This is a genomic window from Streptomyces sp. NPDC001980, assembly GCF_040296885.1.
Taxonomy (GTDB): Bacteria; Actinomycetota; Actinomycetes; order Streptomycetales; family Streptomycetaceae; genus Streptomyces.
This window is the reverse complement of record NZ_JBEOYD010000031.1, coordinates 59,001-81,168: the sequence shown is the minus strand read 5'-3', so window position 1 is coordinate 81,168 and position 22,168 is coordinate 59,001. Positions and strand designations below refer to the sequence as shown.

The 22,168-nt window shown below is 71.6% G+C and carries 18 protein-coding genes and 2 pseudogenes; 7 read left to right on the top strand and 13 right to left on the bottom strand.

Annotated elements, in window-relative coordinates; all coding sequences use genetic code 11:
* Positions 1–42 precede the first annotated feature (42 nt).
* Positions 43–573, bottom strand: coding sequence for a hypothetical protein (locus ABT137_RS36200; protein WP_351715382.1), 531 nt, complete (start codon positions 571–573; stop codon positions 43–45).
* A 289-nt stretch (positions 574–862) separates the two neighbouring features.
* On the opposite strand from ABT137_RS36200, the gene ABT137_RS36195 reads away from it, so the two are divergent.
* Complete coding sequence (locus ABT137_RS36195) at positions 863–2,248, top strand: vanadium-dependent haloperoxidase (RefSeq protein WP_351715381.1); 1,386 nt, start codon at positions 863–865, stop codon at positions 2,246–2,248.
* Between the two features lie 145 nt (positions 2,249–2,393).
* Here ABT137_RS36195 and ABT137_RS36190 read toward each other — a convergent pair whose 3' ends face one another.
* On the bottom strand, positions 2,394–4,829 hold the full coding sequence (locus ABT137_RS36190) for a SpoIIE family protein phosphatase (protein ID WP_351715380.1): 2,436 nt from the start codon (positions 4,827–4,829) through the stop codon (positions 2,394–2,396).
* 253 nt (positions 4,830–5,082) lie between these two features.
* Here ABT137_RS36190 and ABT137_RS36185 point away from each other — a divergent pair, with 253 nt between their 5' ends.
* Positions 5,083–5,916, top strand: a complete 834-nt coding sequence (locus tag ABT137_RS36185; protein WP_351715379.1) for a transglutaminase-like domain-containing protein — start codon at positions 5,083–5,085, stop codon at positions 5,914–5,916.
* 105 nt (positions 5,917–6,021) lie between these two features.
* Here the strand turns inward: ABT137_RS36185 and ABT137_RS36180 are convergent, their stop codons facing one another.
* The gene (locus ABT137_RS36180) at positions 6,022–6,687 is read right to left on the bottom strand and encodes a TetR/AcrR family transcriptional regulator C-terminal domain-containing protein (RefSeq protein ID WP_351715378.1); all 666 of its coding nucleotides are present in this window, start codon (positions 6,685–6,687) and stop codon (positions 6,022–6,024) included.
* Between the two features lie 126 nt (positions 6,688–6,813).
* Here ABT137_RS36180 and ABT137_RS36175 point away from each other — a divergent pair, with 126 nt between their 5' ends.
* Positions 6,814–7,890 carry an NAD(P)-dependent alcohol dehydrogenase gene (locus tag ABT137_RS36175; RefSeq protein ID WP_502984629.1) on the top strand — a complete coding sequence of 359 codons (1,077 nt, stop codon included), beginning with the start codon at positions 6,814–6,816 and terminating at the stop codon, positions 7,888–7,890.
* An 81-nt stretch (positions 7,891–7,971) separates the two neighbouring features.
* Here the strand turns inward: ABT137_RS36175 and ABT137_RS36170 are convergent, their stop codons facing one another.
* From ABT137_RS36170 to ABT137_RS36155, 4 genes are all read right to left on the bottom strand, one after another.
* Positions 7,972–9,258, bottom strand: coding sequence for an ATP-binding protein (locus ABT137_RS36170; protein WP_351715432.1), 1,287 nt, complete (start codon positions 9,256–9,258; stop codon positions 7,972–7,974).
* A 229-nt stretch (positions 9,259–9,487) separates the two neighbouring features.
* Entirely contained in the window at positions 9,488–10,717 is a 1,230-nt protein-coding gene (locus tag ABT137_RS36165; RefSeq protein ID WP_351715376.1) for a GNAT family N-acetyltransferase, read from the bottom strand.
* A 301-nt stretch (positions 10,718–11,018) separates the two neighbouring features.
* Positions 11,019–11,573: a L,D-transpeptidase family protein gene (locus tag ABT137_RS36160; protein ID WP_351715375.1), complete on the bottom strand. Its 555-nt coding sequence runs from the start codon at positions 11,571–11,573 to the stop codon at positions 11,019–11,021.
* A gap of 340 nt (positions 11,574–11,913) precedes the next feature.
* A complete protein-coding gene (locus ABT137_RS36155) occupies positions 11,914–12,507 on the bottom strand; it encodes a DUF4291 domain-containing protein (protein ID WP_351715431.1) in 594 nt (197 codons plus the stop codon).
* A 135-nt stretch (positions 12,508–12,642) separates the two neighbouring features.
* Here ABT137_RS36155 and ABT137_RS36150 point away from each other — a divergent pair.
* Both ABT137_RS36150 and ABT137_RS36145 read left to right on the top strand, forming a co-directional pair.
* A pseudogene (locus tag ABT137_RS36150) lies at positions 12,643–12,894 on the top strand (NAD(P)-binding domain-containing protein); the annotation flags it as partial.
* Positions 12,895–13,269: 375 nt separating this feature from the next.
* The gene (locus ABT137_RS36145) at positions 13,270–13,554 is read left to right on the top strand and encodes a hypothetical protein (protein WP_351715373.1); all 285 of its coding nucleotides are present in this window, start codon (positions 13,270–13,272) and stop codon (positions 13,552–13,554) included.
* 141 nt (positions 13,555–13,695) lie between these two features.
* On the opposite strand, the gene ABT137_RS36140 is transcribed toward ABT137_RS36145, so the two are convergent.
* Entirely contained in the window at positions 13,696–14,358 is a 663-nt protein-coding gene (locus ABT137_RS36140; protein ID WP_351715372.1) for a hypothetical protein, read from the bottom strand.
* A gap of 173 nt (positions 14,359–14,531) precedes the next feature.
* On the opposite strand from ABT137_RS36140, the pseudogene ABT137_RS36135 reads away from it, so the two are divergent.
* Positions 14,532–14,705: pseudogene (locus ABT137_RS36135) on the top strand (peptide-methionine (S)-S-oxide reductase MsrA); the annotation flags it as partial.
* A 173-nt stretch (positions 14,706–14,878) separates the two neighbouring features.
* Here the strand turns inward: ABT137_RS36135 and ABT137_RS36130 are convergent.
* From ABT137_RS36130 to ABT137_RS36120, 3 genes are all read right to left on the bottom strand, one after another.
* On the bottom strand, positions 14,879–16,399 hold the full coding sequence (locus tag ABT137_RS36130; RefSeq protein WP_351715371.1) for a lysyl oxidase family protein: 1,521 nt from the start codon (positions 16,397–16,399) through the stop codon (positions 14,879–14,881).
* Positions 16,400–16,953: 554 nt separating this feature from the next.
* The gene (locus ABT137_RS36125) at positions 16,954–18,588 is read right to left on the bottom strand and encodes a M48 family metalloprotease (RefSeq protein WP_351715370.1); all 1,635 of its coding nucleotides are present in this window, start codon (positions 18,586–18,588) and stop codon (positions 16,954–16,956) included.
* 194 nt (positions 18,589–18,782) lie between these two features.
* Positions 18,783–19,901: a hypothetical protein gene (locus tag ABT137_RS36120; RefSeq protein WP_351715369.1), complete on the bottom strand. Its 1,119-nt coding sequence runs from the start codon at positions 19,899–19,901 to the stop codon at positions 18,783–18,785.
* A gap of 119 nt (positions 19,902–20,020) precedes the next feature.
* Between ABT137_RS36120 and ABT137_RS36115 the strand changes: the two genes are divergently transcribed.
* The gene (locus ABT137_RS36115; RefSeq protein ID WP_351715368.1) at positions 20,021–21,178 is read left to right on the top strand and encodes a cystathionine gamma-synthase; all 1,158 of its coding nucleotides are present in this window, start codon (positions 20,021–20,023) and stop codon (positions 21,176–21,178) included.
* A gap of 5 nt (positions 21,179–21,183) precedes the next feature.
* On the opposite strand, the gene ABT137_RS36110 is transcribed toward ABT137_RS36115, so the two are convergent.
* Both ABT137_RS36110 and ABT137_RS36105 read right to left on the bottom strand, forming a co-directional pair.
* Complete coding sequence (locus tag ABT137_RS36110; protein WP_351715367.1) at positions 21,184–21,432, bottom strand: hypothetical protein; 249 nt, start codon at positions 21,430–21,432, stop codon at positions 21,184–21,186.
* Positions 21,429–21,935, bottom strand: a complete 507-nt coding sequence (locus tag ABT137_RS36105; protein ID WP_351715366.1) for a sigma factor-like helix-turn-helix DNA-binding protein — start codon at positions 21,933–21,935, stop codon at positions 21,429–21,431. Before ABT137_RS36105 ends, ABT137_RS36110 begins: the two co-directional genes overlap by 4 nt.
* Positions 21,936–22,168 lie beyond the last annotated feature (233 nt).

Here is a 22,168-nt window from a genome sequence, read left to right as displayed (position 1 = left end):
GCGGTGACCGGGCGCCGGTGCGCGGCCGGAACCGCCGTGGCGTCACATGTCCTGGCACGCCTTCGTCCTGAACTGCGCCATGGGCACGGCGACGGTGGATTCGTCGCCGTCGTCCGAGATGCTGTCGTACAGGACTTCTCCCGGCGCGAGCCGGTCCAGGTCGGCGCGGGTGAAGGAGACGTTGCCCGCCGACCAGGAGTTGTCCTTGGTCCAGCCGTAAAGGGCATAGGCGGTTCCGGCGGTGAGCGGAGCGAGGGCCCGCGTCGTGGTCCAGCCGGCGGCGGGGGAATCGAGGGGCCAGGTGACGAGACCGGCCTTGAGGTGGCGGTCGGACGTCCATGAACCGACCGTCACCGTCTTGTCGGTGTCGGCACTGTCCACGTAGAGGGTCGCGCCGTCGATCCGATGCCCGCAGATCATCATGACGCCGAGCAGATGCCCGTCGCCGGTCACGGAGACACCGGCGACGGCGTCGACGGGAACCGTGCACCCGGAGGTTGCGGCCAGGGCGGCGCCTGCCACGACGGCACCGGCGAAGCGCCGGAACACCGGCCGCGAAACGGTCTGCCGCATAGCCCCCCCTGCCCGGCGGTCACGCGTGGGCCCCCGTTCCCGGATGGTAGGGGCGAGCGTCGTCCGGCGGCAGCGCCGCCATCCACCCGATGCACGCTCGTTGTTGCCCCGTAGCCGCCCGACCGCGCCGGCCCGACCGCTCGGGGCCCCACGGCACGCGAGCAGGCGCCCGCTTCGGCCGACGCCGGGCGTGCGGGGGCGCCCGGAACCGACCGGTTCGCGGCGGGGTGTCTTGATTGCGAAGTGGGCCGTTGCTAAGCCTTGGGCACTCGACTCCAGTGAGGACGCCGTGTATCAAGAGCCCTCTCCTCCCGCTCCTCCGCGCTCACGCGTCCGGGGATTCGCCTGCGCCGTCGCGGCCATCGCCCTCGGGACGCTCACCGCCGCGACAAGTCCCCCCGACGCGGGCACCCGGACCGTGGCGGACCCGGCAGCCGTGGTCCGCGAGTGGAACGCCGTCGCCACCGACACGATCAAGACCAGTCTCGGCCCGCGCCCCTCCGGGCAGGCAGCGATCTGGGAGGGGTTCGTCTCCGTCGCCGTGTACAACGCCGTGGTGGGCATCGAAGGCGGCTACGACCTGTACAAATGGCACGAGCGCGGTCCGGCGGAGGCGTCCTCCGCGGCGGCCGCCGCCACCGCGGCCCACGACGTACTGCTCACCTACTTCCCCGCCTTCAGGGGGCGGCTCGACACCGCCTACGCGGACTCGCTCGCCGCTCTGCCGGCCGGTCGGGCCAGAGACCGGGGCGTCGACTACGGGAAGCGCGCCGCCGCCCGCGTCATCGAACTCCGGGAAGGGGACGGAAGGTTCGCGGACGTTCCTTTCACCGCCGCCCCGGCGCCGGGGGTCTGGCGGCCCACCCCGCCCGCGTTCCAGCCCTTCATCGACACCTGGCTCGCCAGGCTCCGCCCCCTCCTGCTCGTCTCCCCGCAGCAGTTCCGCCCCGGCGGACCACCCGCCCTCTCCTCCGCCGCCTACGCCGAGGATGTCCGGGAGCTGAAGGCCATGGGCGGGAAGACCGGCTCGGGCAGGAGCGCGCGACAGACCGAGACCGCCCTCTTCTTCAGCGGCAACCTGGTCGAACAGACCCAGACAGCCGTACGGGACCACGCCGCCCGGCACCGGCTCGGCATCGCCGAGACGGCCCGGCTGTTCGCCGCGGTCAACGCGGCGGCGACCGACGCCGTCGTGACGGCATGGGACGCCAAGTTCCACTACGGCTCCTGGCGGCCGATCACCGCCATCCGCCTCGCCGACACCGACGGCAACCCCGCGACGACGGCGGACCCGGCCTGGGAGCCGCTGCTCGTCACCCCGCCGCACCCGGACTACGTCGCCGGACATACGACCGTCGCCGCGGCCGTGGCACGCGCCCTGACCGGAGTCCTCGGCACCTCGCACATCGACCTCTACGTCCCCTCCGAGGCCACCGGCACCACGCGGTTCTACGGGTCCGCCGACGACTTCAACCGGGACGTCGTCGACGCCCGTGTGTGGGGCGGCGTCCACTCCCGCACGGCGGACGTGGCCGGCTGCCGGGCCGGCACCCGCGTGGCCGCCTGGGCGCTGGACCACTACTTCCAGCCGGTCGCCAGGAACGGCACCCGGCCGTCCCCGCCGACCCGACCGGCCAGGCTCACCGAGCCGAAGTGCGGCGCCGGCACCGGCTGAACCGCAGAGCCGACCGGCGGCGAACGCGGACGGTGCCGCAGTCCCCCCTGCAGGGCAGACCCGCGTCACCCGAGGGAACGGACGGAACGGACACCGCCGCCGCTCGGCTCCTCGGCGTGTCGGCCGCGGTGGTGGAGGTCGCGGGTCATGCGGGCGTCAGAGGCTGCTCCGTCCAGACCGTCTTGCCGTCGTGGGCGTAGCGTGTGCCCCACCGCTCGGTGAGCTGCGCGACCAGGAAGAGTCCGCGTCCGCCCTCGTCCGTGCTGCGGGCTCGCCGGAGATGGGGGGCGGTGTGGCTGGTGTCGGACACCTCGCAGATCAGGCAGTGCGTACGGATGAGGCGCAGGACGACGGGGCCGGCCGCGTACCGGTAGGCGTTGGTGACGAGCTCGCTGGCGACCAGCTCGGTGGTGAAGGCCAGGTCGGGCAGCCCCCATTCGGTCAGGGTCGCCGTGGTCAGCTCCCTGGCCCGGGCGGCGGAGGTCGCTTCCAGGGGCAACTGCCAGGACGCGACGTCCTGTGGCCGCAGTACCCGGGTACGGGCGATGAGCAGCGCGACGTCGTCGGTGGGGAGGTGGCCCTTGGGCAGCAGCGCTTCGACAACGGCGTGGCAGGTCTGGTCCAGAGGGTCGGTGGTGTGGGTGAGACACGCGTGCAGGTCCATGAGCGCGGCGTCCACGTCGCCGTTGCGTGCCTCCAGGAGACCGTTGGTGTAGAGCGTGAGCAGGGTGCCCTCGGGCAGGTCGAGATCGTACGTTTCGAACGGCAGTCCGCCCAGGCCCAGTGGCGGCCCCGCGGGCAGTTCGAGCACGGTCACCTCGCCGTCCGGGGTGGACACCAGCGGCGCCGGGTGGCCGGCGCGCGCCAGGGAGCAGTGCCGGGAGACCGGATCGTAGACCGCGTAGAGACAGGTGGCCCCGAGCACCTGCTCGATCGCCGAGTGGTTGCCGTCGGCGTTCGCCTCCTGCTCGGTGGCCAGCAGACTGACCAGGTCGTCCAGCCGCGCCACCACTTCGTCCGGCTCCAGGTCGAGGCTGGCCAGGGTGCGCACGGAGGCCCGCAGCCGGCCCATCGAGGCCGCGGCGTGGATCCCGTGGCCGACCACGTCCCCCACCACGAGGGCGACCCGGGCACCTGACAACGGGATCACGTCGAACCAGTCGCCGCCGATGCCCGGCTCACCGCTCGCGGGGAGGTACCGGCAGGCCACCTCCACGGCCGGCAGGTCGGACGCCACGCTCGGCAGCAGACTGCGCTGAAGGGTCAGGGCGGCGCTCTGCTGCTGGGTGAAGCGGCGCGCGTTGTCGATGCAGACCGCCGCCCGCGAGGTAAGCTCCTCGGCCACGGCGGCGTCGTCGTGCTCGAACGGCTCCGGATTGCGCGACCGCCACAGGCTCACCACGCCCAGCACGAGGCCGCGCGCGACCAGGGGCACCGCGATCAGCGAATGAACGCCGAGACCCGAGGCGATCTCGATCCGCCGCCGGTCCATGGCATACCACTCGGGCCGCAGGGACAGCAGCCCTTCGAGAATCGGGCGACGCTCGGCCAGACACCGCGCCTGCGGAGATTCCGGAAGCAGCGGGACCACCTCGCCCTCCTGGTACGGGACGCGGGGTTCCGGTGGCGCGAGGGCGGCCCGGAGCAGCGGACCCACCGCACCGGGCACCGGTTCCTCACCGAGCGTCACCGGTTCGAGGAGGTCCACCGAGCAGTGGTCGGCCAGGCCGTGGACGACCGCCCCGGCCAGTTCCCGAGCGGTCTGTGTCACGTCCAGCGAGGTTCCGATCCGGGCGCTCGCCTTGTTCAGCAGGGCGAGCCTGCGTTGCGCCCGGTAACGTTCGGTCACGTCCTCGATCGTCTCCGCCACGCCGAGCACCCGGCCCGAGGGGTCTTCCATCCGGAACGCGGAGACGGACACGATCCGCTCCCGGCCCGGATCGTGGCGTGCCCGGGCGGACTGCTCCGTGAAGATCAACGGCTCGCCGGTCTCCAGGACGTGCCGGACCCGTTCGTCCGCCGGCCCCGCGTCCTCGTCGACCATGAATTCGCGGGAGCGGTGACCCACCGGCGCCTCGGCCGGGACGCCGCTCGCCTTTTCGACCGCACGGTTGACCCGGATTATTCGCCGGTCCGGGTCGTACGTGACCAGACCGATCGGGGACCGGCGGTACAGGCCGTCCAGCAGCGCACGGTCCCGCTGCCAGGCAATGACCTCCGCGGCGGGAGCACCGACCAGGAGCCACTCCTGACCGCCCCCCTCCCTGGTGACCGCCCGGGCCCGGAACGCCATCTCGGCACGGTGTCCGTCGCGGTGCAGGACGGGCAGGACACCGAACCAGCCCCCGGCCTTCACGGCATCCACGACCACGGACCGCACGACGGCCAGGTCACAGGCGTCGACCAGGAGGTCCTGCCACGCTCGTCCGAGCACCTTCCCGGCCGGATAGCCCAACAACTCCTGTGCGCGTACGCTCCAGCCGACCACGGTGCCTCGATCGTCGAGCACAGCCGAAGCCCCACGTCCGAGGGCGAACGGATCCTCGGGGCTCTCGCTGAAATGCATCGACGGCGTCCCCATAGCCACACCACCTTGCCTCCGTCCCTCCGATGTTCCTCCCCGTCGCCTTCGTCCGCGACTCTCCCGTTCCGCCCGGCCCGGAGCTTCGGCGGGAGCGCCGGGGCGGCGGTCAGCACGTGCGAGGAACCACGCACCGGGCTGAGGCTTTTCACCAAGGACGGATCGAGCGCGCCGGCGCGGACGGCGGCCTGCACCCGGCTCGACGGCGCGACCGAGGACCAGGGCTCGCCTCAGCCGTCTACGATCCCCGGTCATGACCGACGACGCGCTCGATCACTCCCGGCCCGGTCCGTTCACCCGCCTCGCCACCGACCAGTTGTGGCTCATCAAGGACCTGCCGACCGACCCGGTCGGTATGTGTGCTGCTGTACAGAACCTCGTCATCCAGCCGACCGATGCCGCCGCGCTCGGCGTTCCCGAAGAGCGGCTCGCGGAGAAGGACATCCGACCGGTGAACGAGCTGGTCGCCAGGCTGACCGCGCTGGACCCCTCTCCTCTGCACCACCCCCGGCCACCGGAGCGGAGGGTGGTGGGCACGTGCCGCCACTTCGCCACCGTCGCCTGCGCGGTCCTGCGGGCGCGGGGCATCCCCTCCAGGGCCAGGTGCGGCTTCGGCACCTGCTTCGTGGAGGGACGCGGCCTCGACCACTGGATCACCGAGTACTGGAACGCCGGCGACCGGCGCTGGATACGTGTCGACACGGAACATCTCGGCCACGGCTACGTCGAGCGCCCGGAGGACCTCGCACCGGGCGAGTTCCTGACCGGCGGCGAAGCGTGGATCCAGTACCGCAAGGGGCTGATCGATCCACAGCGGTTCGGGGTGCTCGGCACCGATCACGCCTGGGGACCCGCAGAGGTCAGCGGCAACGCCGTCCGCGACCTCGCGGCCCTCGGCAAGCTGGAGATGCTGCCCTGGGACGAGTGGGGCCGGATGACCGAGGCCTACGAGGGCAGAACCGGCCCCGACTACGACCGGCTCGTCGACAGGGTCGCCGAAGCCTGTCTCGGAGCGGATCCGGCCGCCCTGACCGCTCTGTTCGCCGACGAGGACCTCGCGGTCCCGCACCACATGACCGGCCTCTGATCACCCCGGCTCACCGCTCCAGTACCTGAGTCGTCCCCGGCTCACCGCTTCAGCACCTGAGTCGTCCCCGGCAGCCTCCACGCCACAGCGCTCCGTACCGGCTCGTCAGCCGGCTGCCCGCTGGAGGCCGTCGAGGATGAGGTCCAGGCCGAATGCGAACTCGTCGCCGTAGGCGTACCCGGGGCGCATGACGTGAGCGGTCGCGATCTCGGTCAGGTACGGGTACTCGCCGTCGCCGAAACCGCTCATGATCGACTCCGCCAGCTCGGCGGTGTCCTCCGGGGTGTCGAAGGGCAGGGTCTTCTCCTGCTGGGCGAACCCGTAGATGTAGCTGTCGAGGACCGAGACGGCGTGGGCGGTCAGGGCGAGGGAGAACCCGCCCTGACGCAGGCAGCCGAGGACGACGTCGTGGTGACGCAGGGTGGCCGGGCCCGGGGTGGACCGTGACTCCATCAGCCCGACCGCCCAGCGGTGTCGGGACAGCACATGGCGCATGGAGGTGGCCCGCTGCCGCATCGCCTGGCGCCAGTCGTCGCCCGGCGTGGGCAGTTCGACCTCGGCGAAGACCAGGTCGACCATGCCGTCGAGCAGGTCCTCCTTGTGGGCCACGTGGTTGTACAGGGACATCGCCTCGACTCCGACGGCCTCGCCGAGCCTGCGCATGCTGAGCGTCTCCAGGCCGCCGGCGTCGGCGATCTCGACGGCGGCGGCCAGCACCCGCTGCCGGGTGAGCGGCTCGCGGACCGGCTGCGGGGTGGTGCGTCGGGGCACGGTGGGCGGTCTCTTCCTCGCGGGTGTACTCGGCGTTGACGAGCTTACGCCGTAAGTGCTGTACTTACGGCGTAAGTCATCACTTACGTCGTAAGTATTCGGGCGGCGGAACCGGGAGCAGTGACGATGCGGAACGTGAGTGAGCCGATCGCAACGACCGGTGGGACCGGGACGATGACGGCCGTCGTGCAGGAGCGCTACGGTGCGGAGCCGGAAGCCGTCCTGCGCATGGCGCGGCTCGCCCGGCCCGGCATCGGGCCGGGCGAGGTGCTGGTGCGGGTGCGCGCCTCCAGCGTGGACCGGGGCACCTGGCACCTGATGGCCGGCCTGCCGTACGCGATCCGGCCCGTGAGCGGGTTGCGCGGGCCGAAGCTCCCCAACCCCGGCCGCACCATCGCCGGTGTCATCGAGGCGGTCGGCTCCGACGTGAGAGGGTGTGCGCCCGGCGACGAGGTCTACGGCACGGCCGCCGCCGCGTTCGCCGCATACGCCGTCGCCCGTCCCGACAGGATCGCCCCGAAGCCGACCGGACTCACCTTCGAGGAGGCGGCGACGGTACCCGTCAGCGCGCTCACCGCACTCCAGGCGGTTCGCGACCAGGGCCGGGTCCAGGAGGGCCGGCGGGTCCTGGTCACGGGAGCCGCCGGCGGCGTGGGCACCTTCGCCGTCCAACTCGCCAAGGTCTTCGGCGCCCGGGTCACGGCCGTCGCGAGCACCGCCAAGCTCGACGCCGTACGGGCACTGGGCGCCGACCACGTGATCGACTACACCCGCGAGGATTTCCTCGCCGGCCCGCAACGCTACGACGCGATCATCGACATCGCGGGCAACCGCCGCCTGCAGGATCTGCGTCGGGCCCTGACCCCTCGCGGCAGGCTGGTCATCACCGGCGGCGAGACGAACGGCCGCTGGCTCGGCGGCACCGACCGGCAACTCCGCGCCCAGATGCTGTCACCGTTCACCAGCCGGCACCTGGGCACCTTCATCGCCTCCGAGCACGCCGACGGGCTCCGCGACCTGACGGCTCTCATCGACGCCGGCGCGCTCACCCCTGTCGTGGACCGCGTCTACCCCCTCGCCGACACCGCCGCGGCTGTCCGACAGCTTCTCGACGGCCGCGTCACGGGCAAGCTGGCCCTCGCCCTGCCCGCCGACGACCCCCTCGGCGCCACCCCCGACGCCGAGCGCGAAGCGGCCGACTGAAGCACTCGACGCGGTTGGCTCCGCCCCGGCTCACTGCGGCCGGCGCCTCCTGCCGCCGGCCGGGGGGACTGGGCGTCGGTGTCAGAGACGGCTGTACTTGTCGATGTCCTCGGTGAACTCCTCGATCGTGTGCGGGGTGAGAGTCGGCCGGGTGTCACCGATGGCGGTCATGTAGTCCTCGGTGGTGGCCGCCCGCCCCTGGCGATGCGTGACCTCGTACTCGAACGCTGCCTGTGCACCCTTGCGGGCGGCGAATTCGATGTCGGCGGGGGTGAACAGCTCGCTCGCCTCGACCAGTTGGCCGAGATCCACCGAGTCGCCCGAGGCCCTGAGATAGCGGGCCCAGATCGCTGCGCGGGCGGTGGGGTTCGGCGGGCCGATGGGGATGACGTAGTCGAACCGGCCCGGTCGCAGGAACGCCGCGTCGAGGGAGCGCACCGAGTTGGTGGCGCAGGCCAGCAGCCGCGCGTCGTGCTCGCGGAAGACGGGGATGAGCTTGAGCAGCTCGTTGGTCACTCCGTGCCCGGGGTCGACCGCCTTCCCGGAGCGCACGCCGGCGATCTCCTCGACCTCGTCGATGAAGAGCAGCACGGAGTCCAGTTCCGCCAAGTCCGCAAAGGCCTCCCGCAGCGCCACGGCCAGTCCCTCGTTCGTGTCGGCCGCGAGCCGGGACGGGAAGAGCTCCACGAACGGCCAGCCGAGGCGCGAGGCCACCGCCTTGGCGAAACTGGTCTTTCCGGTGCCGGGCGGGCCGAACAGGATGATCGACTTGGGTGGTACGACGCCGTAGCGGTCTGCCAGCGCCGGCTCGGTCAGCGGCAGTACGACACGACGTTCGACGATCTGCTTCTCCCGCTCCATGCCGGCCATGGCGTCCCAGAGGCCCTCGGGCAGCATGCGGCCGCCCAGCGCGGCGAGGAGGTCGGCGTTGGCGGCGCCGGGCGGTTCGAGCTTCTCGTAGTAGGTCAGGCCGGCGCGGGACTGGTAGCCGGAGTTCTCCAGGGCCTTCGTCCCGGCGGCACCGGCCGGCAGCAGGGCGCTGACGTGGCGCACGCCCAGTGCCCGCAGGCGCCGTTCCAGCTCGGTGAGGAGCGCGCTGCCGATCCCGCGCTCGCGCCATCGTGAGGCGAGTGCCACCAGCAGGATCCATCCCCGCTTGTCGTGGGCCTGCGCCACGGCCATGCCCACCAGTTGGCCACCGACCACTGCGACCACCGCCGTCTGACCGGCCTTGGCCGCGGCCATCACCTCGGAGACCGGAAACACCCGGTGTTCATCGGCCTGGCGGCTCTGGTCCCAGATCTGGATGGCCTGGTCGAGATCGTCGTCGTGATAGTCACGCAGATGCCAAGCGGGCATCGCCACCACCTCACCCGACGCGGAAGTCCTATTTTTCCCCATGGGGAACCTTGTGGCGAATTCGATAGACCCCGCGCGGCCGCCCGCGTGCACCCAGTGCCGGGACCGCATGGGGCCACCGGCATGGCATGGCAGCGTGCCCGCTCCGGCCCGGCCGCCCTCGTCCCTCGCCGGACCCGCTCGCCCTGGCGCCCGTCGGTGGCATCCGCCCCGACGGGTGGGCCCGGCGAGCGCGTGGTCAGAACCAGTGCAGGCAGTGCGGGGTGCGGTCGGCGAGGAAGAGGGAGTCGGCGAGGGTGGCCGCGCCTTGGTGGTGGGCTCGGATGTGTCCGGCGCGTACGAGCGTGCTCGGGGCGGTGCCGCCGAGATAGACGGCGCCCAGGTCGCGCACGTCCAGGGACAGGTCGGGCTGCCGGTCCGTGGGGACGCAGTCGGCCTTGCCGTCCCGGACGGTCAGCAGGTAGCGGCCGTGTTCGCCGAAGAACGGGTCGTCGATGTCGAGGACGAGCTCGCCGTCCGTGAACCAGCCGCGCGCGGTCAGAGCACGCGGGACGTCCAGCAGCCGCACCCAGAGCCAGTCGGTGTCGCCGCTCACCTCGCCGGCGCGGAAGTCCGCGAACTGCCAGCGCAGCGGATGCTCGGGCGGGACGTGCTTGAACACGACCTGAGAGACCAGGTCGTGTCCGAGTACGAACCGGGCCAGGGCCGTGAAGACGGCGTCGTCGGTGGCGATGGTCTCATCGACCGTCAGGGTGCCGGACTCGACCGAGTAGCTGGCGTACCCGTCCGGGACGCCGTCGGCGCCCCGGTGGACGGCGAGGTAGCGCGATGCCGGTGAGATCGGGGGCTGCCCCGCGCGCAAGGCCCACCAGCGGTGCGGCCGGGACAGTGCGCCGGGCTGGGCGCGGCGGTACCGGTCGTAGACCTCTTCCAGAATGTCGCCGCATTCGGCACGACGCAGTACCTCGACCGAGCCGCTGTCCGAGCCGGTCGCCGGTGCGTCGGCCACCGCGTGCGCCCGGGGAACGGTGAGGGCGGCCCGGTGGCGCGGCACCGTCAGCCGCGCCGTGTACGTCGCCGGTCCGTAGCCGAACCTGCCGTAGATAGAGGCCTCGGACGCCAGCAGCACGGAAAGGAACTCCCCGCCGGCCCGCAGGTCGGCGAGCTGTTGCCGCATCATCGCGCTGAGCACGCCCCGGCGCCGGTGCGAGGGCAGGACACCGACGGCGGTCACCCCGGCGGCCGGGACGAGGGTCCCACCGGGCAGGGTGAGCTCGAAGGCGTACGCGCCGGCGGTGCCGACAGGCCGCCCGTCCGCTGTCACGGCGAGCAGGCAGCGGTCCATTTCCAGCGCCGACCACCAGCGCCCGCCGCCCTCGACCGGGGGTTCCGGGAAGAGCCCGAACGCGGCATGCATCGTCTCGACGAAGACGTCGAGATCCCTGTCGGTCGTGGGACGGATCTCCATTGCTGCCGCTGCCTCCTCGGGATGCCGGCACCACGACCCGTGGTGTCTGGCCACAGTGCAGCGCCAACCCGTAGCCAGGGCAAGCGAATTACGGCCGGGCCCGCAGCCGGACACGGCACGGCCCGGCCCGGTCCAAACCCGGCCCAGGCGCGCTGGTCGGGCCCGGCGGCAGCCGTAGGAACCAGGTGTCAGGCCGTGACGGGCAGTGGGCGTCCGCCGGACGGGGAGGCTCCTGCGGATACCGCTCCTGCCGCAGTGCCTGCGTCGGACGCCGCACACGGACCGGGGCAGGGGCCGGTCGTCAGGCGCTCAGCCGCTCCCGGTCGCCCATCACCACGACCGGGTGACGGCGGGGATCGAGGCGGCGCAGCAGGGTCTTCATGCCGGACTCGGGAACGGTGACACAGGCGGACGTGCCGTTGCCGTGGTCCAGGTGCAGCCATATGCCGCCGCCCTTCTCCACTCCATCGGGACGGCTCCAGTCGAACGGCGGGACATCCGTGAGCCGGTTGTAGTTGATGGCGATGACGTAGTCGAAGTCGTGGACGTGGTCGTCGCCGTCCTCGATCATGGAGGCGAAGGCATTGTCGTCGTACCAGTAGCGCAGGCGGCTGCCCGGGTCCTTGAGCGACCCTCCCGCATCCGTCAGGGAGAACACGCCGACCGGACTGCGCTCGTCATCCATGCGATGGTCGGTCGTCCAGCCCAGTCTGCCGTTGTGCGCGGGCCAGCTGCCGTTGCGTTTCCAGGCAGTGCCCTGTTTCTCGTAGAGCACGACGGTGCTCCCGGCGGAGTCCGTGCCGTCGCCGTAGACGACCACGGCCTGACGGGCGTCGGCCGGTACGCGCTTGCCCATGCGGCTTCCGACGCCCGGAAGACGCGGGCCCGATTCCGGGCCGGGGGAGCCGGGCGCGGCCGGGTTGTTGACACCCGGGGCACCGACGTGACTCCTGTGCCCGTCGGTTCCGGCGCACGCCGTAGTGCCGGCCAGCAGCACACCGCAGGCAAGAGCCGCGGGTATGGCATGACGCGCACCGCCGCGCCGCGCCGGAGGAGAACAGGGCCGTATCTGAGCAGATGTCCGCATGACCAGGATCTTGTGGCGGGCTGCCCCGGCACGCACCCCGAAGACGGCATCCGGCCTAGCGGCCGGGCGGACCTATGGGCCGGAGCCGACTGTCGGGTGGAGCAGCCCGTCATCCACGTAGGTGGGCAAGAAGCTCGTCGCCAAGGGGATATGAGTGTTCCTGCGGCAGCAGCCGGGCCGCGGAGGTCAAGTCACCGGCGCTGACCAGGGCGTGCACCTCATGGGCGAGCGGGGTCACGTCGCGGATGGCGACCGTCCACTCGTCCGCGTAGCGTCGCACGGCCTCACCGGAGAGACCCAGTTGCAAGGACCGGCACGGCAGGGGCCGAAGGCGCAGGTCCCGCTCGGGGTCCCACTGCACACGGGTGGGCGCGCGCTTCAACTGACGTTGCCAGGTGGCTCGGTCGGGGTGCAGCCCGCGGACGTAACTCGACAGACACGCGTGGCGCAGCGCCCACTCGAATCCGGCACGGCTGATCTCGACGGAGAGAACGGTCTCCTGCCCTGCCTTCGTGCCCCAGCCACAGCGGTACATCATCCACAGGAACGACGGCTTGATCCACGTCATCCTGTCGCGCTTCCACCCGCCGGCGAAGTGGCCCTCGCGGACAGCAGGCAGGCCGATCTCCGGTGAGTACGCCTGATAGACGGTGATCGTGGATTCGGCGTAGGCCGCGCGAATCACGTGTTGCGGTTGTTCCATGGCGTACAGCGTGCGGTCGGCCCGGTCGGGCGGCCACTGATTTTCGGCTGACGTCCACTGCGGCGGAAGGCGCCCGCCGTGGCCCACCGCACCGACGGTGTCCGTCACAGCGGAACAAGCTCATCAGTGCGGGACGAGGGATTCAACACGGTCTTCCGTCATGTCCTGGAGAACGGTCGGCCCGACGTCTTCATCGCCGGCGACGATGCGCAGGCCAAGGCGGGCGTGGAGGCGTTCGTCAAGAGCCTCGGGATGCGCCCGATGGGCGCCGGTGGCCTGGAAATGGCGCACTGGCTGGAAGGAGCGGGTGCGCTCACGATGGGCCTCTCCCGGCACGGGGTGCGGGGCTGGGACTTCGCCCTCGGCGTCACGGAACTTCCCGCCTGAGCTGCACCGGAGGAGATACTCGCGATGAAGCTCGGAGCCGCTTCGGCGACGTCGCCGATCACGCGTGGGCCGGCGGTGATACGGCGTAGCGCCCGCCGGTGGCCGGTCAGCAGCGCGAACCCGCACTCACCCGAACACCGCAGGCCACGCAGCAGGGCCCAGTAGGTGCGGTTGTCGCTGTCGAGTGCCTGGCCACCAGTTGGCTCTGCCTGGAGTTCCGTGACGCCCCGTTTCGCCCGCCCGCAGCAGATGCCCGGTTCGGCTGACCCATGCGCCTATCCGAGCGTCTTCCGGGCGTGCCACGAAAGGGAGACACCCGCTGCGGGGTATGCCGTTTCGAGCAAGGTGGCCTTGGGATACGCGAGGAGATCAGTCATGTACGCAGTGGTTCGGCGGTACGAAGGGGTGACGGATCCTGCCGAGGCAGGACGCCGGGTGGACGAGGGATTCGTCCCCCTCCTCCGTCAGGTCCCCGGCTTCGTGGCCTACTACTGGATTGACGCCGGGGGTGGAGTGATGGTCTCTACCAGCATCTATGAAGACCAGGCCGGGGCCGACGAGTCGGTCAAGAGGGCGGCGGACTTCGTACGGGAAAGCCTCGCATCGCTGCTTCCCAACCCTCCTCAGGTCACGGCCGGCCAGGTCGTGGCAGCTGGGTAGCGAACCCCGCAGCGGGGCTGGATCCCACGTATCCCCGCGCTGCTGACCAGGTGAGGGGTCGGATCGCTTCTCCCCGTCAAGGGCGCCTACGCCGTCGTGTATTCGCTCCGACCGCCGGTGCGGTGCTGCGGCATGGCCGCACTACCCTTCGGCGGTTCCGGCCGTACCGTCCATCTCGTAGATCCTCTCCCGAAGCCGTTCACCGGCCCAGTCCAGCTCGACGCCGAGGTCGAACCAGTGTCGATCTTTGCGGGCCTCGGGCCGTGAGAGGTTCACCGCAGCCCAGGAGAACACCCCCAGGAGGATGGAACGCCCGTGCTGCGTGGTGCGCACGGACAACGCGAACGGCGCGGCGAGTGCAGCCCGGGTGACCAACATGACCTGGTCGTCCTCGGAATGCCGACGCCCACCCGTGAGGAACCGGGGCGTTTCGAGGATCTTGACCCACTCGACCACTGCGTCCGCCACCTGGGCGCGCAAGGACTCTTCGATGCCCTTCCGGACGGCGGTCGCGGGGTCGTCGCCGAGCCAGCCGAGCCAGTGATCGGGATCAGTGAGCTTGCTGAAGTCGTCCTGCGGCACCCCGTGGCGGAGATTCTCCTGGTACTCGCCGGTCAGTTTCCCGCTGCCGTCCACCAGCCACGCGCCGCGGATCGCTTCGGGAGGTACGTAGCCGTTCGGGTCGTCGATATACGTCGGGTCGATCTCGGCGACGCTGCCACCGGGGTTCTCGGCAGCCGCAGCCAGCAGCGCCGGCTCGTCCGGTATGCCCTTACGTCGGCCTCGCGATCCGAAGAGCCCCACGTTTCCCCCACCGTTGCCCGCTCAGTTGACCGTGACTGTGCCGCACCGGTCAGGATCGCATGAGGGGGGGTGCGTGACGGCGACGGGTGGGTGGGGAATCTCAGCGGGCAGGTCTGCGGTGGGTTGTCGTCGTCGGTGTCGGGAAGAGCGGAGGCGATCGCTTGCCAGTCAGCCCCTTCTACTCGGCCGAGGCCTACCACCAGCAATACCTTTCGAGCAGCAAAGACCGGGGCGGCTACTGCGGACTCGGCGGGACGGGGGTCAAGCCAAGTGACCCGTTCGGGACGAACTGGGGGGAGTCTTGTCCTTCGGGTGTCGCTCCGGTGTCGGACGTCACGGACCGGTAGCAACAGACCCGGCCGGGCCACCGTCACCGCATATCCACTGGCTGCCGAACTCGGGGGACGGCGAACGCCTGCCGGTCACTGCGGGCGCCGCTGACGATTCACCGGCTCCGTGGCAGCGGACATGTGTCGTGCCGGTGAGCGGGCGGAGGCGCGTACCCCCGCCCGCCGGGTGGTCAGGGAGCGTCGATGAGGCCGTACTTCGGCACGGTCACCGAGCGGGCCCCCGGCGTGCCGCCGAGGACGACCTTGCGGTACGTGACGTTGTTGGCCGTGCTCTGCTCCTTGAGCCGGTTGTCGGGGTTGGCGATGACCTGGATGTAGTAGGTGCCGTTCGGCAGGTCCGTGACGTCGAAGGACTGACCGGGCCGGTACTGGCTGTAGGTGTCGCCGTTGCCGACGTCGAGCACCTCGCGCACCGAGACGGCGGTTTCCTCACCGCAGGCGGTGGCGAGGTCGGTGTTGTACGGGTGCCAGTTGGCGTTCTTCACCGTGTAGTCGATGGCGTCGGTGTTGGCCAGGCAGAACGCCTCTTTGCCGCTGCGGACGATCTCCTTCTTGTCCGCGCCGAGCAGCCGGTAGCTGGCGAAGTCGCTGAAGTGCCAGTGCTGGTGGCCCTCCCGCGGGTCCCACTCCATGGTGCCGGTGGGTGTGTACCCGACCTGCTTGCCCTTGGCGTCGTAGAAGTACTGGTACGCGTCCATCTTCTCCGCGCCGGGCTTGCGGAACCCGTCCACGACCAGCGGCGAGGGGCCACCGTTCCAGACGGTGGCGCTGAAGGCGAGGTAGTCCTTGCCGGCGACGGCACCCGCTCCGCCCTCGGCCCCGTCGGTGATCGCGATGCCGTACGCGGGGAGGGCACGCAGGTCGGGCTTGGGCATGTCGGCGGCGACGGCCGCCTTGCCGACCGGGCGTTTGGCGGCCGGCTTCGGGCTCTTCGACGTGCTCTTCTGCCCGTGCTTGGCGCCGGCCAGACCCTGGCCCCCGCCGGAGTCCTGCTGGCGGACCGTCACCTTGATGGTCTGGGTCTTGTCGGGTATTCCGAACAGGTCGCGATACTTCTTCGCCACCGACACCTTCGCGGTGTAGACCCCGGCCGGCAGGTCGATCGCGTCGTCCCCACGGAAGCCCTGGGACGTGGCGGCTGCCCAGCCCTTCTCGACCCCCCACACCCCGCCGAGTGCGAACGGGTTGTCGGAGCAGCCGTCGGGGTACTTCGAGGTGGCCGGGGCATCCGGCCGGATCCGGCCCGCCCGGTTGTTCGGGCAGAACGACTGCGTGGTGTCGACCTTCTTCGCGCCCGACTCGTCGCTGATGCTGACGTTGAGGAAGCCCGGCAGGCCGGAGAAGTCCTTCACCAGGCCCTTCGGCAGGGTCTTGGTCACCGTCCGGCCGCCGGAGCGGATCACCTGCGACGCGACGACAGGGTCGTTGTAGGACTTGCGCGTCACCCGCAGCTCGAACGGTCCCCCGTCGACCGTGATGTAAGTGCCGAGGTCCAGGTAGATCCCCGGCTCGCCTTCCCATCGGTCGACGGTCACCGCGGGGGTGGCGGCGATCAGTTCGAGCTTCGGCGTGCCCGCCGGTGTAGCCGCTCCCGCGCCGGGCGCGGCGAGGGTTCCGGCGGCTCCGACGGCGAGGGCGGCAGCGGCGATGACCGCCGAACGCCGTAAGGCATTGGGGTGGTGTCTGGTCATGGGTGCTCTTTCTGCGTCTGGTCGGGACGAGTCGTGCACGTCTTGCAGGCACGGAAGGATGTGCTTGTGTGCCATCTGTGAAAAGGCTGGAAATTCGGTTCAGGTTGCCTGGCGACCTGAAGTCGCCCTGAACGGCAGCTCGTTGCCGCTGTCAACTCGGCGGTCGGCGACCGTCTGCCACTCGGCCGTGCCGGAGAAGGTACGGAGACCGGTGCGCGGCTTCCGCGCCGACGGACCGTTTGCCGGGCGGTGAGCGCTCGCCAACATCTGCACAGGGCGCGATCTCGGGCTCACGGCGCTGTACAAGAGGCGCCGACAGCAAGGTCTACGACGGTTGTGGGTGTTCAACGGCTCATGAGGCACTCTGCGATCCATCGGGCGCCCTGACGGGTCACATGGCAGCACAGGCTCGCCGGGACCGGCGTCTCCTGCCTGATCGGTGTCCGCGTATCCAGCCCGTCACGGTGTCCGGACGGCGCTGGCTGTCGTTGAGCAACACCGGAAGTGACAACGCGGGGGACGCCGCCCGGATTCCGCCCGTGCCTGCGGCCGGGTCAGGCCGGCTGTGGGGTCGGCGGCAACAGTGCCCGTAGCGGGCCGGTGTCGGGGTGGTCGGCCAGCGCGGCGGCCACCGCGGCGTGCAGCGCGGCCTCCGTGCCCGCCTCGCCGTCGAGGTCGGACGCGGAACCGGGCAGCCGTACCGCCGCCGGGCGCGACCAGGAGAACTCCCAGTGCAGCAGCGACCGCGCGCTGAACTCGGCCAGCACCATGTTCTGGAGCGAGTCACGCAGCACCGGCCGTACGGACTCCCGGAACGCCGCGTCCTGCGCTGTCGCCGGCTGCTCGGACAGCGGCAGCCGCTGTGCCAGCTGCCACAGTTGGCCGTCGTCGATCAGCCGGAGCAGCGCGGGCAGCGTCGGCCGGTCCTCGGTGTGGAAGGCGAGCGCCCGGTGCAGCGGGGTGTCGAGCGAGGCCAGCCCCGCGGCCATCGACGAGCTCAGCAACTGCTCCCACTCCCCGGCCCGCTCGAACCGCCGTACCTCCTCGGTCAGCACCGCGTCCTCCAGCGCGGCCAGGGTCCGGGCCGGGTCGGTGAGCAGGGCGAGGGCCGGGCCGCCGTCCTCCGCGCCGCGCCCGTCGGCGGGCAGTTCCTCGATCCGCCGCACCCGGTCGGCGATCGGCGGATGCGAGTCGTACGGCGATCCGGGCTCCGTCGGCAGTTTCTCCCGCAGCCCCGCCAGTTCCGTCTCGCGCGCCGTCAGCATCCGGCCGAAGCCGCCGAAGAACTGCCCGCGCGGCGGCAGTTGCCCGGCCGGCAGGCCGAGCGTCGCGTACGCGTCGAGGTAGAAGTCGTGGGCGGCGGACAGGACCGGGATCTCACGGAGCGCCGACGCCGTCGCGTCCCGGCCGGCGATCCGCGCGGCGGCCAGGTCGGCGGCGTACTCCTGCGCGCGGGCCGTCGACAGCGTGGCCCGCATGTAGAGCTTCGCGTACGCCGTGTAGACCGCCGCCATCAGCCGGTACGTGATCCCGGCGCCGGCGGTGTCGATCTTCTTGGCCTGTCTGCCCTTCGCGGTGCGCCTGGCGGCGGCCTTCTCCTGCCGGGCGCGTTCGGCGGCCTCCTTGCCGTCGGCCTGCGCGTGGAAGTGCCCGACGGTCCGCGCGATCTGCACCCGGCCGCGCATGGCGAGCGCCGACAGCCGGGTGTCTCCGCCGGTGAAGTGGCCGTACTCGTGGGCGAGTACGGCCTTCAGCCGGGCCTCGGTCAGCCCGGTCAGCAGCGGCACGCCCAGGTAGAGGCGGCGCGGTCCGGGGCGCAGGCCGAGCAGCCGGGGCTCCTCGCCGACCGCCGCGTTGACTTCACCGATGAGCACGACGGCGTCCGGAGCGTGGGTGCCCGTGGCCGCCGCGAGCTCCCGCACCAGCGCCCACAGCCGGGGCTCGTCGGCCTCCGTGACCGGGAGGCCGGGCGGGTCCTCGCCCTTGGGGGTGCGCAGCATGAACATGCCCCTGACGACCGGGACCGCCAGCAGCAGGGAGACGATCACGATCTTCCCGGCGAAGGCGTCGGGCGCCCATGTCACCGCCGCCACGTCGACGACGGCCAGCACCGCCAGCAGGACGAGGCTCAGCAGATAGAAACCGCAGAGCAGAACAAGGGCGCGCAGCGCCCGCAGAGTTGCGCCCATCGGGCAGATCCCCCCACAGGACCCCGGGGAACGGGGCCGACTACGACCAATGGAAAACGAACGGGTGTATGCAGGCGACGCGACGGCGCCTGGCACGGGTGGTGGGGTTCGCGCCCTGAAGGGGCGCGGGGAACTGCGCGAGCAACCCCCACCGGCCCGCACCCGACGAACGACCGTTTCTCTGGTCGGCGCCCTCAGCTGTGCAGCGTCGCCGGACTGCCGCCGTTCGCCTCGTAGCCCGCCACCGCCAGTGCGCGGAAGAGGGCGAACTCTGCGGCCGGGTTCGCGGACAGCGTCCAGGGCAGGGCCCCGACATGCCCGTCGACGCGTATCAGCTCGCCCATGGCCTCCGCCCAGCGCTCCGAGCGGACCAGGAAGAAGACCAGCAGGTGACGGACGTGCGCGAGCATCGGGTCGTCCTGGCGGGCCGAGTGCACCGCGTGCAGGGCGCCGTGCACGGCCTTGGTGACGACCTCGCTCTGGTAGAAGCTCGCCACCAGGTTCACCTCGGGCAGGTGCTCGAAGACCGCGAACAGCGGCATCGCGGCCAGCAGCGAGCCCTGCGGGGCGCGGGCGGCGGCGGCCTCGGCGAAGGAATACGCCAGCGCGCGCGAGCCGTGCCACTTCTCGCACCAGTAGTGCAGCGCCGCGAGATGCGCCCCCATGTGGATGGGCGCGCGGTCCAGGATCTTCAGCCACAGCTGCTCGAACTCCGGCTGCGGGTAGTTCAGCCCGCGCGCCACCGACAGCTCGATGATGTACGGCACCGGGTCGCCGGGGGAGAGCAGCGCCGCCTGCCCGCAGGCGTCCCTGGCCTCCTCCATGATGATCCGGAAGTCGTCGGTGCCGGGCGTCGACGTCCGCCACGCCTGCTGGACCAGGAACTCCGCGTGGACGGCCGCGCCGCCCGCGTCCTTGGGCTGCTCGGCCCGCCAGACCCGCAGCCACTGCCCGCCCGGCGTCTCGCTGACCCCGCCCGGTCGCTGCTGGAGCTCCAGAGCCGCCGCGCCGGCGAAGGCCTGCACGCGCTGCCAGCGCAGCTCGCCCGCGATCTCCGTGCCCGCGAGCAGCTGGGAGGCCGCCCGGTAGTCCTGGGTGTGCTGCACGACGTCGAGGACGTCCAGCAGGTCCTGGTCGGGCCCTGGCATGCGGATGTCCAGGTCCTCCTCGCGCACGAAGCCGTAGTCCGCCGGGTCGGCGGCGTCCGGGTGGCTCGGGTGGACCTGCTCGATCATGCCGCGCCGCCGTCGCAGGACGGGGAGCAGCGCGAAGCTCAGCAGGAGCGCCGCCATCAGGGCCCAGAGAATCGCCATGCGTCAAGCGAACCAGACGGCGCCGACAATTGGCCAACCGGTGCCCCGGCCTGTGGACAACCGCCGGCCCGGCCTGTGGACGACGCGCGGGGGCCGTCGGAGCACTAGGCTCGTCAACCATGAGCGACAGGCACCACATCAGTCAGCACTTCGAGACGCTCGCCATCCACGCGGGCAACACGGCGGACCCCCTCACCGGTGCGGTCGTACCGCCGATCTACCAGGTCTCGACCTACAAGCAGGACGGCGTCGGCGGCCTGCGCGGCGGCTACGAGTACAGCCGTAGCGCCAACCCGACCAGGACCGCCCTGGAGGAGAACCTCGCCGCCCTGGAAGGCGGGCGGCGCGGCCTCGCGTTCGCGTCCGGGCTGGCGGCCGAGGACGCCCTGCTGCGCACGCTGCTCAGCCCCGGCGACCACGTGGTCATCCCGAACGACGCCTACGGCGGCACGTTCCGGCTGTTCGCGAAGGTCGTCTCCCGGTGGGGCGTGGAGTGGTCCGTCGCCGACACCAGCGACCCGTCCGCCGTGCGGGCCGCGATCACCCCGAAGACCAAGGCGGTCTGGGTGGAGACCCCCTCCAACCCGCTGCTCGGCATCACCGACATCGCCGCCGTCGCCCAGGTCGCCCACGACGCCGGTGCCCGGCTCGTCGTCGACAACACCTTCGCCACGCCCTACCTCCAGCAGCCGCTCTCGCTCGGCGCGGACGTCGTCGTGCACTCGCTGACGAAGTACATGGGCGGTCACTCGGACGTGGTCGGCGGCGCGCTGATCGTGTCGGACCAGACGCTCGGCGAGGAGCTGGCCTACCACCAGAACGCGATGGGCGCGGTCGCCGGGCCGTTCGACTCGTGGCTGGTGCTGCGCGGCACCAAGACGCTCGCGGTGCGCATGGACCGGCACAGCGAGAACGCCACGAGGGTCGCCGACATGCTGAGCCGGCACGCGCGCGTGACGCGGGTCCTGTACCCGGGCCTGCCCGAGCACCCGGGGCACGAGACCGCCGCCAAGCAGATGAAGGCGTTCGGCGGCATGGTGTCCTTCCAGGTCACGGGCGGCGAGGAGGCGGCCGTCGAGGTCTGCAACCGCGCGAAGGTGTTCACGCTCGGCGAGTCCCTGGGCGGCGTCGAGTCCCTGATCGAGCACCCGGGGCGGATGACGCACGCCTCGGCGGCCGGCTCCGCGCTGGAGGTGCCCGCCGACCTGGTGCGCCTGTCCGTGGGCATCGAGAACGTCGACGACCTGCTGGAAGACCTCCAGCAGGCGCTCGGCTGATCGTTTCACCAGCCGACGATGGGCGGAGTCGTCGTGGACGGCGGCTCCACCCACGGATGCACCGTCGCCGCCCAGACCGCGAACACCACCGCCGCAGCGCACAGCAGGAACCACAGCAGGCGGCGGGCCCTGCGCCGGCGCCGCAGCATCCGGCCGCCCCGGCGCAGCACCTCGCCGTAGAGGTCGGGCGGTACCGGGGGCGGGGTCCGTTCCATGATCCGCCGGGCCGCGGCCTCGCGTTCGACACGGTTCACGACGGCGCCACCTTCGCCACCGGCACCGCGGGCGCCGCCTTCCGCGGCGGGTGCAGCAGGGTGGCCGTCGCCCGCTCGCAGAGGGCGTGCACGCGCTCCGCGGGCAGGCCGAGCAGCGCCGCCGTCTGTTCCTCGGCGACCCCCTCGTACAGCCGCAGCACCAGGATCAGACGCTCCCGGGGCGTGAGCCCGGCGAGGGCGCTGCGAGGGTCCGGGCGGGTGCGGCTGAGCGGGCCGCCGTACTGGTGCCAGGCGGAGTTCGCGAAGCGCAGGGCGAGGTACTGACGGGCCCGGTCGTACGGGTCCTCGCCGCGCAGCCGGTCCCAGCACGCGTACGTGTGCGCGAGCGCGTGGGTCAACAGGCGCCGCGCGCGGGGGTTGGCGTCCGGCGCCTCGGCGGTCAGCAGGGTGGCGGCATGCAGCAGCCGTCCTGCCGCGCCCGCGACGAACGCCTCGAACTCCCGGGCCCGGCGGGCGTCCTGCAGAGCCTGCCGATCGTGCACCGTCCCTCCCCGACTGTGGGGCCCGACACGGGTACGTCGGGGCCCGGTCTCATATGAGGCCAGGGTCGGGCCCACGGTCAAGAGCCGCGGGGCACGCGCGCGTGACGGATGCGCGCGGCACGCGTGCGTGGCGGATACGGCGGATGCCTGCGGGAAGCCCCGGAGACGCGGGAAGCCCCGACGGTGTCCGTGTCCGGACAGCGGGCGGGAGGCCGGCGGGCGGGAGGCCGGCA

Coding starts and splice junctions, on each gene's coding strand:
- ABT137_RS36200 (WP_351715382.1), bottom strand. CDS start 573: ATGCGGCAGACCGTTTCGCGGCCGGTGTTCCGGCGCTTCGCCGGTGCC.
- ABT137_RS36190 (WP_351715380.1), bottom strand. CDS start 4,829: ATGGGGACGCCGTCGATGCATTTCAGCGAGAGCCCCGAGGATCCGTTC.
- ABT137_RS36185 (WP_351715379.1), top strand. CDS start 5,083: ATGACCGACGACGCGCTCGATCACTCCCGGCCCGGTCCGTTCACCCGC.
- ABT137_RS36175 (WP_502984629.1), top strand. CDS start 6,814: ATGCGGAACGTGAGTGAGCCGATCGCAACGACCGGTGGGACCGGGACG.
- ABT137_RS36165 (WP_351715376.1), bottom strand. CDS start 10,717: ATGGAGATCCGTCCCACGACCGACAGGGATCTCGACGTCTTCGTCGAG.
- ABT137_RS36160 (WP_351715375.1), bottom strand. CDS start 11,573: ATGGGCAAGCGCGTACCGGCCGACGCCCGTCAGGCCGTGGTCGTCTAC.
- ABT137_RS36155 (WP_351715431.1), bottom strand. CDS start 12,507: ATGGAACAACCGCAACACGTGATTCGCGCGGCCTACGCCGAATCCACG.
- ABT137_RS36145 (WP_351715373.1), top strand. CDS start 13,270: ATGTACGCAGTGGTTCGGCGGTACGAAGGGGTGACGGATCCTGCCGAG.
- ABT137_RS36130 (WP_351715371.1), bottom strand. CDS start 16,399: ATGACCAGACACCACCCCAATGCCTTACGGCGTTCGGCGGTCATCGCC.
- ABT137_RS36125 (WP_351715370.1), bottom strand. CDS start 18,588: ATGGGCGCAACTCTGCGGGCGCTGCGCGCCCTTGTTCTGCTCTGCGGT.
- ABT137_RS36120 (WP_351715369.1), bottom strand. CDS start 19,901: ATGGCGATTCTCTGGGCCCTGATGGCGGCGCTCCTGCTGAGCTTCGCG.
- ABT137_RS36115 (WP_351715368.1), top strand. CDS start 20,021: ATGAGCGACAGGCACCACATCAGTCAGCACTTCGAGACGCTCGCCATC.